The sequence below is a fragment of the Hyphomicrobium sp. LHD-15 genome (genome assembly GCF_031157355.1).
Lineage (GTDB): Bacteria > Pseudomonadota > Alphaproteobacteria > Rhizobiales > Hyphomicrobiaceae > Hyphomicrobium_C.
In genome coordinates this window covers 18503-33186 of record NZ_JAVIFT010000004.1, presented here as the reverse complement: position 1 = coordinate 33186, position 14684 = coordinate 18503, and the positions used below count along the sequence as shown (strand labels likewise).

General features: G+C 63.3%; 14 protein-coding genes and 1 tRNA gene. 3 read left to right on the top strand and 12 right to left on the bottom strand.

Translation table 11 applies throughout. The features are described 5' to 3' along the window. The first annotated feature begins 177 nt into the window (after positions 1-177). Positions 178-519, top strand: coding sequence for a thioredoxin (trxA, locus tag RCO24_RS13680; RefSeq protein WP_308962846.1), 342 nt, complete (start codon positions 178-180; stop codon positions 517-519). Positions 520-662: 143 nt separating this feature from the next. Here the strand turns inward: trxA and RCO24_RS13675 are convergent, their stop codons facing one another. From RCO24_RS13675 to aroA, 11 genes are all read right to left on the bottom strand, one after another. Further along, positions 663-2009 (bottom strand): folylpolyglutamate synthase/dihydrofolate synthase family protein, encoded by a 1347-nt coding sequence (locus RCO24_RS13675; RefSeq protein WP_308962845.1) that lies wholly within the window; start codon positions 2007-2009, stop codon positions 663-665. Between the two features lie 245 nt (positions 2010-2254). Beyond that, positions 2255-3316, bottom strand: coding sequence for an acetyl-CoA carboxylase, carboxyltransferase subunit beta (gene accD / locus RCO24_RS13670; RefSeq protein ID WP_308962844.1), 1062 nt, complete (start codon positions 3314-3316; stop codon positions 2255-2257). A gap of 129 nt (positions 3317-3445) precedes the next feature. Continuing rightward, a complete protein-coding gene (gene trpA, locus RCO24_RS13665) occupies positions 3446-4279 on the bottom strand; it encodes a tryptophan synthase subunit alpha (protein WP_308962842.1) in 834 nt (277 codons plus the stop codon). Continuing rightward, positions 4276-5574 (bottom strand): tryptophan synthase subunit beta, encoded by a 1299-nt coding sequence (gene trpB / locus RCO24_RS13660; protein ID WP_374990964.1) that lies wholly within the window; start codon positions 5572-5574, stop codon positions 4276-4278. The genes trpA and trpB overlap by 4 nt, the downstream gene beginning before the upstream one ends. Positions 5575-5601: 27 nt before the next feature. Continuing rightward, positions 5602-6270, bottom strand: a complete 669-nt coding sequence (locus tag RCO24_RS13655) for a phosphoribosylanthranilate isomerase (RefSeq protein ID WP_308962839.1) — start codon at positions 6268-6270, stop codon at positions 5602-5604. 83 nt (positions 6271-6353) lie between these two features. Continuing rightward, positions 6354-6716, bottom strand: coding sequence for a hypothetical protein (locus RCO24_RS13650; RefSeq protein ID WP_308962838.1), 363 nt, complete (start codon positions 6714-6716; stop codon positions 6354-6356). 117 nt (positions 6717-6833) lie between these two features. Then, positions 6834-7118 (bottom strand): integration host factor subunit beta, encoded by a 285-nt coding sequence (ihfB, locus tag RCO24_RS13645; protein ID WP_308962837.1) that lies wholly within the window; start codon positions 7116-7118, stop codon positions 6834-6836. A 35-nt stretch (positions 7119-7153) separates the two neighbouring features. Beyond that, positions 7154-8125, bottom strand: a complete 972-nt coding sequence (sppA, locus tag RCO24_RS13640; RefSeq protein ID WP_308962836.1) for a signal peptide peptidase SppA — start codon at positions 8123-8125, stop codon at positions 7154-7156. Between the two features lie 339 nt (positions 8126-8464). Continuing rightward, positions 8465-10186 carry a 30S ribosomal protein S1 gene (rpsA, locus tag RCO24_RS13635; RefSeq protein WP_308962835.1) on the bottom strand — a complete coding sequence of 574 codons (1722 nt, stop codon included), beginning with the start codon at positions 10184-10186 and terminating at the stop codon, positions 8465-8467. A gap of 225 nt (positions 10187-10411) precedes the next feature. After that, positions 10412-11038 (bottom strand): d(CMP) kinase, encoded by a 627-nt coding sequence (locus RCO24_RS13630; protein WP_308962834.1) that lies wholly within the window; start codon positions 11036-11038, stop codon positions 10412-10414. Between the two features lie 5 nt (positions 11039-11043). After that, positions 11044-12378: a 3-phosphoshikimate 1-carboxyvinyltransferase gene (gene aroA / locus RCO24_RS13625; protein ID WP_308962833.1), complete on the bottom strand. Its 1335-nt coding sequence runs from the start codon at positions 12376-12378 to the stop codon at positions 11044-11046. Positions 12379-12579: 201 nt separating this feature from the next. On the opposite strand from aroA, the gene RCO24_RS13620 reads away from it, so the two are divergent. Next, a complete protein-coding gene (locus RCO24_RS13620; protein WP_308962832.1) occupies positions 12580-12957 on the top strand; it encodes a TIGR02300 family protein in 378 nt (125 codons plus the stop codon). Between the two features lie 316 nt (positions 12958-13273). After that, positions 13274-13349 (top strand) — tRNA-Ala (locus RCO24_RS13615). A 61-nt stretch (positions 13350-13410) separates the two neighbouring features. On the opposite strand, the gene hemA is transcribed toward RCO24_RS13615, so the two are convergent. Further along, positions 13411-14643 (bottom strand): 5-aminolevulinate synthase, encoded by a 1233-nt coding sequence (gene hemA / locus RCO24_RS13610; RefSeq protein ID WP_308962831.1) that lies wholly within the window; start codon positions 14641-14643, stop codon positions 13411-13413. Positions 14644-14684: the final 41 nt, after the last annotated feature.

The window sequence follows — 14684 nt, the reverse complement described above, 5'->3', positions numbered from 1 at the left end:
TAATATCAATATGTTGGCCGGGCGCTGCGCTCTAGTCTTGACGCCCGAGGTCGGCATTCCTAGGTTCACTGTCCGCGCAGCCGAGGGCACGGATGGTTCTGATCCGGCAAAGGCACGTCCCCGTAATGGGGAATGAAATTTGAAATCCCGGCTGACGCCGATAAAGGAGACACGTCCATGACCGCACTCGTATCCGATAAGACGTTCGACGAAGAAGTCTTGAAGTCGACCGAGCCCGTTCTCGTCGATTTCTTCGCCGAGTGGTGCGGTCCGTGCAAGGCTATGGCGCCCGCGCTGGAGCAGATCGCTGCCGAGCAGAAGGGCAAGGTCAAGATCGTGAAGATCGACGTCGACCAGAGCCCGGCCATCACCACCAAGTATGGCATCCGCGCCATGCCGACGCTGATCGTCTTCAAGAACGGTGAGGTCGCAGGCCAGCACGTCGGCGCGCTCGTTCAGAAGCGCAAGCTCGAAGAGTGGCTCGGCGCACAGATCGGCGAGACCCTCGTCAAGGCGTAAGCCGTCCGGCTTATCGTTGAATTAGAAAGGGCTCCGGTTTTCCGGAGCCCTTTTTTGTTTCAAAGCCACCAGGCACCAGAGTTGTCATCCTCGGGCTTGTCCCGAGGATCCAGGCCGCCACGGGGAAAAACGGCAGCGGGGCCTCAGTTCGCCTGCGGCTCTACGCCTTCCTGAAGCGCGAGCACATGCCCTGCGAGATAGAGCGATCCGGTGATGAGGATACGCTTGGGGCCGGGGTCGAGCGCATCGATGCGCTTGAGGGCGGCTTCGACCGACACGCCTGCTTCCGCGTTGAGCGCGACCGAGCGCGCGGCCTCCGCCAGCGCTTCCGGCGAGAACGGCGCTTCGTGCGCACCCGGAATCGGTACACCGACGACATGGCGCGCCAGCCCGCTAAAGGGCGCGAGGAAGCCAGGTGCATCCTTGAGGCCCAGCATGCCGACGATGAGATAGAGCGGCTTCGGCGCGCGTTCCTCGAGATCCGCCAGTGCCTGCGCGATCGCGAGGCCAGCAGCCGGATTGTGCCCGCCGTCGAGCCACAGCTCTGAGCCCGGGCGAAGCAGGGACGGCAGCGGTCCGCTGTCGATCCGTTGCATGCGGGCCGGCCAGCGCGCAGAAACAAGACCGCGCTCGATCGCCTGCTCGTCGATACCGGCACACGCGAGTTCGAGAGCGGCCGCGACCGCCGTACCTGCGTTGACGACCTGGTGCCGTCCGAGCAGCGCCGGCAACGGCAGGTCGAGCAGCTGATCGGCCTTCTGCACGATCAGGCGGCCGCGCTGCTCGTAGGCGTCGTAGTCCTGACCCCAGACGGAAAGATGCGCACCGACTCGCATAGCTTCTCGCGCGATGACGTCGTGCACGACGTCTTCCTGTTGCGAGACGATGCAAGGGGCGCCGCGCTTCAGGATGCCGGCCTTCTCGAATGCGATGGCTTCCAAGGTGCCGCCGAGCTTTTCCGCGTGATCGAGCGAGATCGGGGTGATTACTGTGAGGGCCGGTTTCGCGATGACGTTGGTCGCGTCGAGCCGGCCTCCGAGCCCGACTTCGAGCAGCACGACATCGGCCGGATGCTCGGCGAACGCCAGAAACGCAGCGGCTGTGGTGATTTCGAACTGGGTGATGTCGTCGCCGCTGTTGACGGCCTGCGTGCGCGAAAGCACGTCGACGAGATCGGCTTCCGCGATCGGCTTCGTGAGCCCATCGGGACCGGACAATTCGATGCGCTCGTGGAAGCGCACGAGATGCGGCGACGTATAGACGTGCACGCGCTTGCCGGCCGCCGTCAGCATGGCTTTGAGATAGGCCGTGACGGATCCCTTGCCGTTGGTGCCGGCGATATGGACCACGGGCGGCAGGGTTTTGTGCGGATTGCCGAGCTTACCGAGCAACCGCTCCACCCTGCCCAGCGAGAGGTCGATGAGCTTGGGGTGCAGAAGCTTCATGTCCGCGAGGAGCTGGTCGCTTGTCAGAATGTTACGCCCCTCCATCAGCGGGCCCCACGCAGTGCATTCCAAATCTCTCCGTTCCGGAGACGTGATCGCATCGTCACGATTGCCAGGATCCAGTGCGGAGCCCGCCAGAACTTGGCTTGAAGCTTAGCATTGTCGGAGTGGTTCCGTCCCGCGCGCCCTGCCATGACCTGAGCCCCGACCCACAACAAGCCCCCCAACCTACAAGCCCATGGGAAAGGATCAGGGTCCGAAAGGGTGGGCACCGAGGTTGAGCGCCGCGATCAGTTTCTCGGTTGTTCGCGACCCGGCGCACCACTTGTCGTCGTGTCGCCTTCGCTTCTGGCGGCGTCCCCCTTGGCATCGCCAAAGCGCTCGCTTTCCTTGACCGGCTCGAGTTCGACGACGGCGTTTTCGATAAGTTTTCCGTCGACCAGGCTGCCGTTCGGCGCCTTGCCGTTGCCGCGCCGCGCCTTGCTCTTGTCGGCTGTCGCGTTGCCGTGCATCAGCAGGCTGCACAGGCGGCTCAGCGTCTCGCGCATCTTGTGGCGATGCACGACCATGTCGATCATGCCGTGCTGCAGAAGGTACTCGGCGCGCTGGAAGCCGTCCGGCAGCTGCTCGCGGATGGTCTGCTGAATGACGCGCGGCCCCGCGAAGCAGATGAGAGCGCCGGGTTCCGCGATATGTACGTCGCCGAGCATCGCATACGACGCCGTCACGCCGCCGGTGGTTGGATCGGTGAGCACGACAAGATAGGGCAAGCGGGCTTCGCGCAGCCTCTGCACCGCGATGGTGGTGCGCGGCATTTGCATCAGCGACAGGATGCCTTCCTGCATGCGTGCGCCGCCCGATGCGGCAAACAGAATGAATGGAGCCTTGAGCTCGACGGCACGCAGCATACCCGCGATCACCGCTTCACCGGCCGCCATGCCGAGCGAGCCGCCCATGAACTCGAAATCTTGCGCTGCTGCCACCACCGTTCGCCCGTCGAGCGAGCCATGGCCGATCAGCACCGCATCTTCGAGGCCGGTTTTCGTGCGCGCATCCTTGATGCGGTCGGTGTAGCGACGACCATCGCGGAAGCGCAGCGGATCCTGCGCGACGGCCGGAACCGCGACTTGCTCGAACACGCCGCCGTCGAACAGATTGGTGAGCCGCGCGCGCGAACTCATCTTCATGTGGTAGTTGGAGCCTGGGACGACGAACTGATTGGCCTCGAGGTCTTTGTAGAAGACCATCTGACCCGTCTCCGGGCACTTGACCCAGAGGTTTTCCGGCACCTCGCGCTTCGTCGTGAGGAAGCTGCGGATCTTTGGCCGGACGACGTTGTTGATCCAGTTCACGCTTGACCGCTCCTCGAAACCCGGCCGGTCCGTCCACCCATCTGGGCAGCGCACCTCATGCCGCAAGCCGTATAGAAAGTTTATGCCATCGCCGGTGCCCACAAAGCTCCGGCGGTCGCTGCCCGCCGATTACGATGCCCGTAAGGCGGCGCCCAGGCCTTCGACCAAACTTAAGACGGAGCCGACGGTATTTCCAGTCGCTCTGCCGTCCTCGGTTAAGCTCGTCTCGATGGCCCGAACCAGCGCCGATCCGACCACGACGCCATCTGCGCCCTTGGCCATTTCGCGCGCCTGTTCCGGTGTTCTTACGCCAAATCCGACTGCGACGGGAAGGGTTGTTGCCTTCTTGAGGCGTGCCACCTGCAGTTGAACGTCGTCTGGATTGGCCGAACTGGCTCCGGTGATGCCGGTAATCGAAACATAGTAAAGAAAACCGGAGGTGTTTTTCAGCACTTTCGTGAGGCGCTTATCGTCCGTCGTTGGGGTCGCGAGCCGGATGAAGTTGAGCCCCCGCTCGATAGCTGGCAGGCAAAGCTCGTCGTCCGCCTCGGGCGGAAGATCCACAACAATCAGCCCATCGACGCCCGCTTCGGCCGCTTCGTCGAGGAACGCGTCGTTCGGATAGACGTAGATGGGATTGTAATAGCCCATGAGCACGATGGGCGTGTCCGCGTCGGTTTTGCGGAAGTCCCGCACCATCTCGAGCGTGTCGCGCATCTTCTGCCCGGCTTTGAGCGCGCGCAGCGAGGAAGCCTGGATGGCCGGGCCATCGGCCATCGGATCGGAGAACGGCATGCCGAGCTCGATGACGTCGGCGCCGGCCTTCGGCAATCCGGCAAGGATTGCTTTCGAGGTTTCGAGATCGGGGTCACCCGCCGTGATGAAGGTCACGAGGCCCGCGCGGCCTTCTTTCTTCAGCGCCGCGAAGCGCCGGTCGATCCGCGTTTCGATTTTCTTGGTCAAAGCTTGATCCCCAGATAGCCGGCCACCGCGAACACGTCCTTGTCGCCGCGTCCGCACATGTTCATGACGAGCAGATTGTCCTGCGGCAGGGTCGGCGCGAGCTTCGTCACCCAGCCGAGAGCGTGCGACGGCTCGAGCGCCGGAATGATGCCTTCCTGCTTGGCGCACAGCTGGAACGCGGTCAGCGCTTCCTGGTCGGTGATCGAAACGTAGTCGACGCGCTTGGTATCCTTGAGCCAGGAGTGCTCGGGGCCGACGCCCGGATAGTCGAGACCGGCCGAGATCGAATGCCCTTCGAGGATCTGGCCTTCCGCGTCTTGCAGCAGATAGGTGCGGTTGCCGTGCAGCACGCCGGGACGCCCACCGTTCATCGAGGCTGCGTGTCCGTTCTCGACATCGAGCCCATGCCCGCCAGCTTCGACTCCGTAGATTTTCACGCCCTCGTCGTCGAGGAACGGATGGAACAGGCCGATCGCATTGGAGCCGCCGCCGATGCAGGCCACGAGCGTGTCCGGAAGCCGGCCCTCGCGCTCCAGCATCTGCTCGCGTGTTTCATTGCCGATGATCGATTGGAAGTCGCGCACCATTGCGGGATAGGGGTGCGGGCCTGCCGCCGTGCCGATCAGATAGTAGGTATCGCGCACGTTGGTCACCCAATCGCGCAGCGCTTCGTTCATCGCGTCCTTGAGTGTGCCGGCGCCTGCTGTGACCGGGTTTACCTTGGCGCCGAGCATGTACATGCGCGCGACGTTCGGGGCCTGCCGCTGAACGTCGGTTGCGCCCATGTAAATCTCGCACGGCAGACCGAACCGCGCGCACACCGTCGCCACCGCGACGCCGTGCTGCCCCGCGCCGGTCTCGGCGATGATGCGGGTTTTGCCCATACGGCGCGCGAGCTGGATCTGGCCGAGGCAGTTGTTGATCTTGTGGCTGCCGGTGTGGTTGAGCTCGTCGCGCTTGAAATAGATCTTGGCGCCGCCCGTCCCGCCCGCGGCCTTCGCCAAGCCGCGGAAATGCTCGGTCAGGCGCTCCGCGAAGTATAGCGGGCTCGGCCGGCCGCCATAGTGGAGCATGAGGTCGGTCAGCTCGGCCTGGAACTTGGGATCGTCCTTGGCCGAATTATAGGCCGCCTCGAGATCGAGGATCAGCGGCATCAGCGTTTCGGCGACGAAGCGCCCGCCGAACAGCCCGAAAAACCCGCTGTCGTCGGGCCCGGCCTTGAGCGTGTTGAGCTTCGCTTCTTCCGTCTTTTGCTTCTTCGAGGCCACTGGGGGTCGTCCTCTGCGATAGCCCATCCCCGTCGGGGGCGGGCAGGAGATTTTTCATGCCTCCTTAGCGGCCTTTGCGGCGCGAAGGAAGCGGCGGATCAGGTCGGCGTCTTTCTCGCCGGGGCGGCTCTCGACGCCGGACGAGACATCGACGATGGCTGCTCCGGTCAAATCGATGGCTTGGGCGACATTTTCCGGGGTGAGGCCGCCGGCCAGCGCGAACGGCGTACGGCGGCGTGCGCCGTCGAGAATGTGCCAGTCGAAGGCAAGCCCGTTGCCCCCAGGCAGCGCGTCGGGCCGCTCCGGCGGCTTGGCGTCGAACAGCAGCAGATCCGCCCCGCCGCCGGGTTCGAGGTAGGCGAAGGCCGCGGCGACTTCGGCAGGTTTGGCGACCGGTACCGCTTTCATGACCGGGAGCCCGCTGCGTTTCCGGATGGCTTCGGCGCGCTCTGGCGTTTCATGCCCGTGAAGCTGAAGGAGATCCGGTTTGACGGTCGCGACGACGCGGTCGACGAGGTCGTCGTCGGGGTCCACGAGCAGGGTTACGGTTTGGACGTCACCGCGCTCACGCGCCCTCGCGACGAGCGCGGCCGCTTGCTGGAGGCTGACGTTGCGCGGGCTCTTGGCGAACAGCACGAAGCCCACGAGATCGGCGCCAGCCTCGATCGCGGCGTCGAGATGCGCCTCGGCCTTCAATCCGCAGATTTTCACGCGTGTGGACATGGGGATCACGTTGGGTAAGAAACCGGAACAGCGAGTATAGACTCGCGGCCTCTATAGTCCCGCTGATCGGAAAAAAGAAACGGTCAAGCCGCGTCGCGCTTGGCGGGTGCGGAGAGCGCTTTGGCGCGACCCGAAACCTCGGCATCGCGTTCGCGCGTCAGTCGGTCGGCCTCGCCTTGCCATCGCTTGGCCTCGCCCGTCCTGATCCGGGCTGTACGGCGCCATCGCGACTGCGAAAGCCAAGTAGCGGCTCCACCGAGAACGACGCCGACGAGCAGTGCGCCGAACAGGAAGCCGTAGAACGGCAGCACGACCGAAAGCACAGGCGTTTCAGGCCGGAACGGGTCGAGCACGAGCCGCACGGAATGGCGGTTCGCGACCGCAAGCGTAATCAGGAGCGCGGCCGCTGGAAATGCCGTCAACAGCCAAAGAATTCGTCTGAGCACGCGCGTATTCCGATTCCGAAGTTCGCCTATGTCCACGGCCCGCCTCCGGAGCGAAGCATGGACTTCGCCACGGAAATGGGAAAGCCGGCGCCACAGGCCTACACGCCTTAGCGGCGCTTACCCGTTGGTGTTGAGCCGGTCGCGAAGCTCTTTGCCCGTCTTGAAGAACGGGACGAATTTCTCGTCGACCGGGACCGCAGTTCCCGTGCGCGGATTGCGCCCCTGACGGGCAGCGCGATGCTTGACTGTAAACGCGCCGAAGCCACGAAGCTCGACCCGATCGCCCTCTGCAAGCGCGTCGACGATCTCGTCGAACACCACATTGACGATCCGCTCCACGTCCCGATGATACAGGTGTGGGTTGGAAGCCGCAATTTTCTGGATCAGCTCGGATTTTATCAAAGCACGTGCCTCCCGCGAAAGTAATTGTATTTATTCTAATTTTCAGAAGGTTGCCAAACAGAAACGAGGCCGTCAAGACCAACTCTGCCGAGCCCGGGAGGAAGGCTCGCGAGTTGAGCAAAATTGCCTAACGCGGCAGCAATCATTTTTCCAAAGGCAAGGGAAGCTTCGCCCGCGAAACCGCCCCAGCTGCCCTCTGGCGTGGGTTTCCAGTCGATAACCTTGAGGTCTTTCGGCACGCCGCGGTTGGTTTCGAGCCAGACGATCGCTTCTTTTTCACCGCCGATTTCGTCGATGAGCTTGTTGTCCAGTGCCTGCCGGCCCGAGAAAATGCGCCCTTCGACAAGGCCGTTAACGTTCTGAGGTACGATTCCGCGGCGGGTTTCGACCAGGGACAGGAACCACTTGAAGCCGTCGTCGATGGTGTCCTGCATGACTTTCCGGGCTCCTTCCGATGCAGGCTCGAACGGGTTCGGCGCGGCTTTCAGCTCGCCGCTTTTGACCTCGTTGAATTTCACGCCGAGCTTGCCGAGCAGCTCGCTCACCTCGGGCCATTGCGCGAGCACGCCGACCGAGCCGGTGATCGTGTTGCCGCGCGCCACGATATGGTCGGTGCCGAGTCCGACGATATAGCCCGCCGAAGCCGCGACCGTACCGAACTGGGCGACGACGGGCTTTTTCTCCGCCACGTCGCGAAGTGCGAGATAGAGGCTCTCGCCGCCGGTCGTCGTGCCTCCGGGACTGTTCACGAACACGAGCAGCGCATCGACGTTCTTGGCGTCCTTGATCTTTTTCAGCATCGCGATCTGGTCGCGGTCGTCGGTAATCGTGCCCTCGATGGCGACACGCGCGATCTGGCGTGTTCCGGCGAGCGACGACAGTTCATCGCTGTTGAACAGAAGTGCGCCGAGCAAAAGGCCGACGAACAGCACCGCCGCGCTGCGCCAGAAAGCGAGACGCCGGCGCATACGGCGGCGATCGAGGACGGCTTCAGTTTCGAGCGACATGGGGGGATGCTCCAAGAGTGCTTCCGGAAAAGTGGAAACCGGTTTTACGGTAAGAAGCACGACAAAACAGAGTTCTAAAGCCGTTCCGCGAACGCGGCGTTAGATTAAGCCTTTGCCGGCAAAATAGGAAACTGCCGTGCGGTGCGCAATGCCCGTCCGTCTTGAAGCACTACATCGTTCTGAACGCCGACCGTCGTCCGTGCAGAACGCAGCTCCGCCATGACCGCGGGAAACGTCATCCCGGCAGAAACCGGGATCCGGACACGGGGCAGTTAAAAAACAAAAAAGCGCGGGACTCCCGTCCCGCGCTTCGTGATCTGCACGTGTTAAACGAAGATCTTACTCTTCGTCGCCACCGCTCGCATCGCGCTTCTTGATCGCGGCCTTGAAGATGTCGCCCAGCGAAGCGCCCGAGTCGGACGAGCCGTACTGCGCAACGGCCTGCTTCTCTTCTGCGATCTCGAGCGCCTTGATCGAGACGCCGATGCGGCGCGCGGCCTTGTCGACCGAGAGCACGGATGCATCGACCTTCTGACCGACGGTGAAGCGCTCCGTGCGCTGCTCCGAACGGTCACGCGAGAGATCCGAGCGCTTGATGAAGGTCGTAAGATCGGTATCGGCGATCTTGACCTCGATGCCGTTCTCCTGCACCGCGACGACTTCGCAGGTGACCTGGTCGCCCTTCTTGTACTTGCCGAGCTCGTCGGCGGGATCGCCGGCAAGCTGCTTGATGCCGAGCGAGATGCGCTCCTTGGAGCTGTCGACGTCGAGGACGATAGCTTTGACCGTATCGCCCTTCTTGTAGTCCTTGATGACCTCGTCGCCGGCCTTCTGCCAGTCGAGATCCGACAAGTGCACCATGCCGTCTACGCCGCCATCGAGGCCGATGAACAGGCCGAACTCGGTGATGTTGCGGATCGGGCCTTCGACGACGGTGCCCTTCGGATGCTGGGCAAGGAAGGCATCCCAGGGGTTGTCCTGGGTCTGCTTGAGGCCGAGCGAGATGCGGCGCTTCGAGGGATCGACCTCGAGGATCTGCACTTCGACCTGCTGGCTGGTCGAGACGATCTTGCCGGGGTGAACGTTCTTTTTGGTCCAGCTCATTTCCGAGACGTGGATCAAGCCTTCGACGCCCGGCTCGAGTTCGACGAACGCACCGTAGTCGGCGATGTTCGTGACCGTGCCGTTGAAGCGTGAGCCGATCGGATACTTGGCTTCGATCGTCGACCACGGGTCCGACTGCAGCTGCTTCATGCCGAGGCTGATGCGCTGGGTCTCCGGGTTGATGCGGATGATCTGCACCTTGACCGTGTCGCCGACGTTCAGGATCTCGGACGGATGGTTCACGCGGCGCCAAGCCATGTCGGTGACGTGGAGCAGGCCGTCGATGCCGCCGAGGTCGATGAACGCGCCGTAATCGGTGATGTTCTTGACCAAGCCGTCGATGATCTGGCCTTCGGCGAGACGAGCCACGATGTCGGCGCGCTGCTCGGCACGCGTCTCTTCGAGCACCGAGCGGCGCGAGACGACGATGTTGCCGCGGCGGCGATCCATCTTGAGGATCTGGAACTGCATCGGCTGGTGCATCAGCGGGCCGATGTCGCGAACCGGGCGGATATCGACCTGCGAGCCCGGCAGGAACGCGACGGCACCGTCGAGATCGACAGTGAAGCCGCCCTTGACCTTGTTGAAGATGACGCCTGTAACCTTCTCGCCCTTTTCGGAGAGCTTCTCGAGACGGGTCCAGCTCTCTTCGCGGCGCGCCTTGTCGCGCGAGAGAACGGCTTCACCGAGCGCGTTCTCGATGCGCTCGAGGTAGACTTCAACCGTGTCGCCGATCTTGATGTTGCCGGGCTGGCCGCCAAGACCGAACTCCTTCAGCGGAACGCGGCCTTCCATCTTGAGGCCGACGTCGATGACGGCGAGGTCCTTCTCGATGCCGACGACTTTGCCCTTGACGACGCTGCCTTCGAACAGGTCGTCCTTGGCAAGGCTTTCGGTGAGCAGCGCGGCGAACTCGTCACGCGACGGGGTGTAGTCTTTGCTGATTTCGGCGGTCATTCAAGCTCCTGGACGTGTGTAAGAATTGAGATCTGCCGCACGGGAAGCCCCAAAGGGCCAGCCGACGGCGCGGATAGCGGAATGCCGAAAGCCCCAGCCGGACATGCGAAAACGCACGATCGGACGGTCCTCTGCCGGCACGAATCTTTGAATATTGGTCCGGGCGCCGTCGTGATGGGCCTCTTGCCCGCCCCCTAAAAATTGAAACGCATATCTTATGCGTCTCTAGGGGCCGATCTTCCTCTTGATCAATCCGACGACGGCGTCGAATGCGGCTTCTATACTCAAGTTGCTGGTGTCAAGCAACATCGCATCTGCGGCCTGGGCCATCGGCGCGTTCGGACGGCCCGAGTCACGGGCGTCCCGCACCAGGATATCGGCCAGCACCGTTTCATAGGCAACGGTGTCGCCGCGGGCCTCGAACTCGGTAAAACGGCGTTTTGCCCGGATTTCCGGGGTCGCGGTCACGAAAATCTTAACGTCCGCGTCCGGACACACGATGGTGCCGATATCCCGGCCGTCGAGTACGGCCCCGGGAGGCCGGCGGGCAAAATCGCGCTGGTAGGTGAGCAGCGCCGCCCGCACGACCGGAATACGGGCCACGATCGACGCGGCGTCTCCGGCGGCGGTGCCGCGAAGGGCCGGATCGTCGAACGAGGCCGGGTCGAGGCCCCGCGCGGCCGCGATCGCCGCCCAGATATCCTCGAGCCGAAAGCCCTGGCGGGCCACGTCGCGGGCCACGGCGCGGTAGAGAAGCCCCGTATCGAGGCAGGCATAGCCGAAGTGCTCCGCAACGCGCTTTGCGAGAGTCCCCTTGCCCGAGGCGGCCGGCCCGTCGATCGCGATGATCATGAGCGTTAGGCCTCGCTCGCTTTGAACCGGCTGCCGATCTGCTCCATCAGCGCGCGGAACTCCGGGAAGCTTGTGGCGATCATGCCCGTATCGTCGACCGTGACCGGCGTTTCGGAGGCAAGCCCCATGACCAGGAAGGCCATCGCAATCCGATGGTCGAGGTGCGTCGCGACGAGCCCGCCGCCCGCAGCCTGCCCTGTCCCGTGAACGATGAGCGTGTCGCCCGCGACCTCGGTACGAACGCCGTTCGCTTCGAGGCCCGCGGCCGTCGCCGCCAGCCGGTCGCTTTCCTTGACCTTGAGCTCGGCAAGCCCGTCCATCCGCGTAGAGCCCTGGGCAAACGCAGCAACGACCGCCAGCATCGGGTACTCGTCGATCATCGACGGCGCCCGCTCTGCCGGTACCGAAACGCCGGAAAGCTTGGAAAAACGGGCGCGAATGTCGGCCACCGGTTCGCCACCTTCCTCGCGCGGGTTGAGGAGAGCCACGTCGCCGCCCATCTCCTGGAGCGTCGTGTAGAAGCCGGTGCGGGTCGGGTTTACCAGCACACCTTCGATAGTGATGTCGGAGCCGGGCACGATCAGAGCCGCAGCAATCAGGAACGCCGCAGAGGACGGATCGCCCGGCACCGTTACGTCGCGGCCCTGAAGCTCGGCTTCGCCGCGGATGGTGATGCGAGTGCCGAATTCCCCGGTTTCGGTCGAAACCTCGGCCCCGAAATGCCGAAGCATGCGCTCGGTATGGTCGCGCGTGGCTTCCCGCTCGATCACGGTCGTCTCGCCGGCTGTGCCGAGGCCGGCAAGCAGGATCGCGCTCTTGATCTGCGCGGAAGGCACCGGCAACTCGTATACGATCGGCGTGAGCTGCGACGTGCCGCGCAGCGTAAGCGGCAGGCGATCCCGGTCGCCGTCCACTTCGACGCCCATTTGCTTGAGGGGGCCGAGAACGCGTCCCATCGGCCGCTTCGAAAGCGAGGCATCGCCGATCATCGTCACGGTGATGTCGTGGGGGGCGAGAACGCCCATCATGAGGCGGGTTCCGGTGCCCGCGTTTCCGAAGTCCAGCGGCTCCGCGGGCTGGGCGAGGCCGCCGGTCCCGCGGCCGAGCACTTCCCAGGTATCACCTGTTTTCTTGGCCGGGGCTCCGAGCGCCGTCACGGCGCGGGCGGTATTGATGACGTCCTCGGACTCGAGCAGGCCCCGGATGCGGGTTTTGCCGGTCGCGAGCGCGCCCAGCATGAGGGCCCGGTGAGAGATCGATTTGTCGCCGGGCACCCTGAGGGTCCCTTTGAGGGCTTCTGAACGTTCGGCTGCAAGCGGGGTGGGGTCGGCGTGTGTCACGGGGTGGCGCCTGCCATATCGCGGGGGCGAGGACCGGAGGCCGTCGCCCGGATTTTCGGGAAAGCCCGCGCATAGAGCCGCCGGACGCGGGTGCTGTCAACGCCGGGCAAAAGTTTTGTCGCCTCTTGAGAGGATTTCGTTTTGACAGCCGCCACCCGCTGTGTCAGATCCCGCTATCCCAAATTGACTGGTGAGAAAGCCATGGCGACGAAACAAGCGCGCGGGACTAAGCGCACCTGTCAGAGCAACGAATGCGGCGCTCGGTTCTACGACCTCAACCGCAATCCGATAACGTGCCCGATTTGCGGCTCGATCTACGAGCTGGCCTCCTCGCCATTGGCGATTTCGGCCGTCGAAGAGAAATCGAGCCGTCGGGCCCGCAAGTCGGATTACGTCGAGAAGGCGCCGGCTGAGGCCGTGGATGCCGAGGCTGACGAGGCTCTGCCGGAGATCGAAGACGGCGACGCCGAAGTTGCGGCGGAAGAGGACGAGACCTTCCTCGAGGAAGAGGAAGAAGAGGGCGGCGACGTCTCCAACATCATCGGCGGTCCGGTCGATGGCGGCGACGAGGAGCGCTGAGGCTCGTCTTTGAACAACAGGGCTCCGAAGCGTTGCGACGCTTTGGAGCGGAGGGCGAAAGAGGCCGAAATGTCAGGCCCTTGTGGGCCGGCATGTTCGGCGACGCCCAGCACGATGAGCGGAGCGAGGACGCTGGCTCCATTTTTGATGGGGTTGCGCCAACTTCGCTCTTGCAGTTTTGAGACGATCGGCCTAATCAGCCGATCTCTTTGATTGTGATCCGCCAGAGGGGCGATAGACCCGACACGGCATCACGAACTCCTGCGATCGGCAAAAGGCCTTAGGCCTGAACGCACGCTGCAGGATCCCACGGTAAGGGGCCATAGCTCAGCTGGGAGAGCGCTTGCATGGCATGCAAGAGGTCAGCGGTTCGATCCCGCTTGGCTCCACCACGTGGTTTCAATTTTTTGCAGTTCCCACCATGCGGCTAATTTGCGCCGCCGAGCGAGCGCTCTACTCCGCCGCCAATTTGGCATAGGTGCCGTTCTGGACCGCGCAGGCCGCCCAAAGTCCTTCGAGCGCATGGATCAAAGTCGTCATCTGCTCGTCGGAGTGTGCGGGTGAGGGCGTGAGACGCATGCGCTCGGTGCCTTTCGCTACGGTTGGATAATTGATCGGCTGCACATAGATCCCGTATTGGCGGAGCAGGGTGTCTGTCACCGCCTTGCAGTGAATCGGGCAGCCGACCATCACCGGGACGATATGGCTTGGATTGTCCATGACCGGCAAACCCTTGGCCTTGAGCGACCTCTTGAGTGTTCGAACCCGCTCCTGATGGCGGCCGCGCTCGACCGAACTCGTCTTCAAATGGCGAATGGAGGCGAGCGCCCCGGCCGCGATCGCAGGCGCGAGAGATGTCGTGAAGATGAAGCCTGAAGCAAACGAGCGGATCGCATCGCAGAGGTCACGGGAACCGGCGATGTAGCCGCCCATGACGCCGAAGCCCTTGGCAAGGGTTCCATTGATGATGTCGACGCGGTCCATGACGCCGTCGCGCTCGGCAATGCCCCCACCGCGCGGGCCGTACAGGCCGACCGCGTGCACCTCGTCGAGGTAGGTAAGCGCTCCATATTTTTCGGCGAGGTCACAGATCGCGGCGATCGGCGCGATGTGCCCATCCATCGAATAGACGCTCTCGAAGACAATGATCTTGGGCGTGCCCTTGGGATAACGCTTAAGCTTCGCTTCCAGATCGGCCACGTCGTTGTGACGAAAAATCTGCTTCTCGCCGTTCCCGCGGCGAATGCCCTCGATCATCGACGCGTGGTTTCTCTCGTCCGAGAACACGACCGTACCGGGAACGAGCTTCACGAGCGTCGAGAGTGTCGCGTCATTGGCAACGTAAGCTGAGGTGAAAAGAAGGGCTGCTTCCTTTCCGTGCAGATCCGCAAGCTCCTGCTCGAGCTCGACATGATAGTGCGTGGTGCCCGAGATATTGCGCGTACCGCCGGAACCTGCGCCGACGGTGTCGATTGCCTCATGCATGGCGGCGATCACTTTGGGGTGCTGGCCCATGCCGAGGTAGTCGTTGGAGCACCACACTGTAACCTCGCGCGAGCCGTTCGCCGCGAAATGATCCGCCACTGGAAAGGCCCCTCGGCGGCGCTTCAAATCCGCAAAAACGCGGTATCGTCCTTCGCGTTGAAGGGCCGCGAGCCTCTGCTGGAACAAATGCTCAAAGTTCATGTCGGGCTCCTGCGCGTCATTCCGGTAAAATATTGAGAGCG

What these genes read in the sequence shown, in the direction of transcription:
- trxA (WP_308962846.1), top strand. Translation starts at nt 178, where the DNA reads ATGACCGCACTCGTATCCGATAAGACGTTCGACGAAGAAGTCTTGAAG.
- RCO24_RS13675 (WP_308962845.1), bottom strand. Translation starts at nt 2,009, where the DNA reads ATGGAGGGGCGTAACATTCTGACAAGCGACCAGCTCCTCGCGGACATG.
- trpB (WP_374990964.1), bottom strand. Translation starts at nt 5,574, where the DNA reads ATGGGCTATCGCAGAGGACGACCCCCAGTGGCCTCGAAGAAGCAAAAG.
- RCO24_RS13655 (WP_308962839.1), bottom strand. Translation starts at nt 6,270, where the DNA reads ATGTCCACACGCGTGAAAATCTGCGGATTGAAGGCCGAGGCGCATCTC.
- sppA (WP_308962836.1), bottom strand. Translation starts at nt 8,125, where the DNA reads ATGTCGCTCGAAACTGAAGCCGTCCTCGATCGCCGCCGTATGCGCCGG.
- rpsA (WP_308962835.1), bottom strand. Translation starts at nt 10,186, where the DNA reads ATGACCGCCGAAATCAGCAAAGACTACACCCCGTCGCGTGACGAGTTC.
- RCO24_RS13630 (WP_308962834.1), bottom strand. Translation starts at nt 11,038, where the DNA reads ATGATCATCGCGATCGACGGGCCGGCCGCCTCGGGCAAGGGGACTCTC.
- RCO24_RS13620 (WP_308962832.1), top strand. Translation starts at nt 12,580, where the DNA reads ATGGCGACGAAACAAGCGCGCGGGACTAAGCGCACCTGTCAGAGCAAC.
- hemA (WP_308962831.1), bottom strand. Translation starts at nt 14,643, where the DNA reads ATGAACTTTGAGCATTTGTTCCAGCAGAGGCTCGCGGCCCTTCAACGC.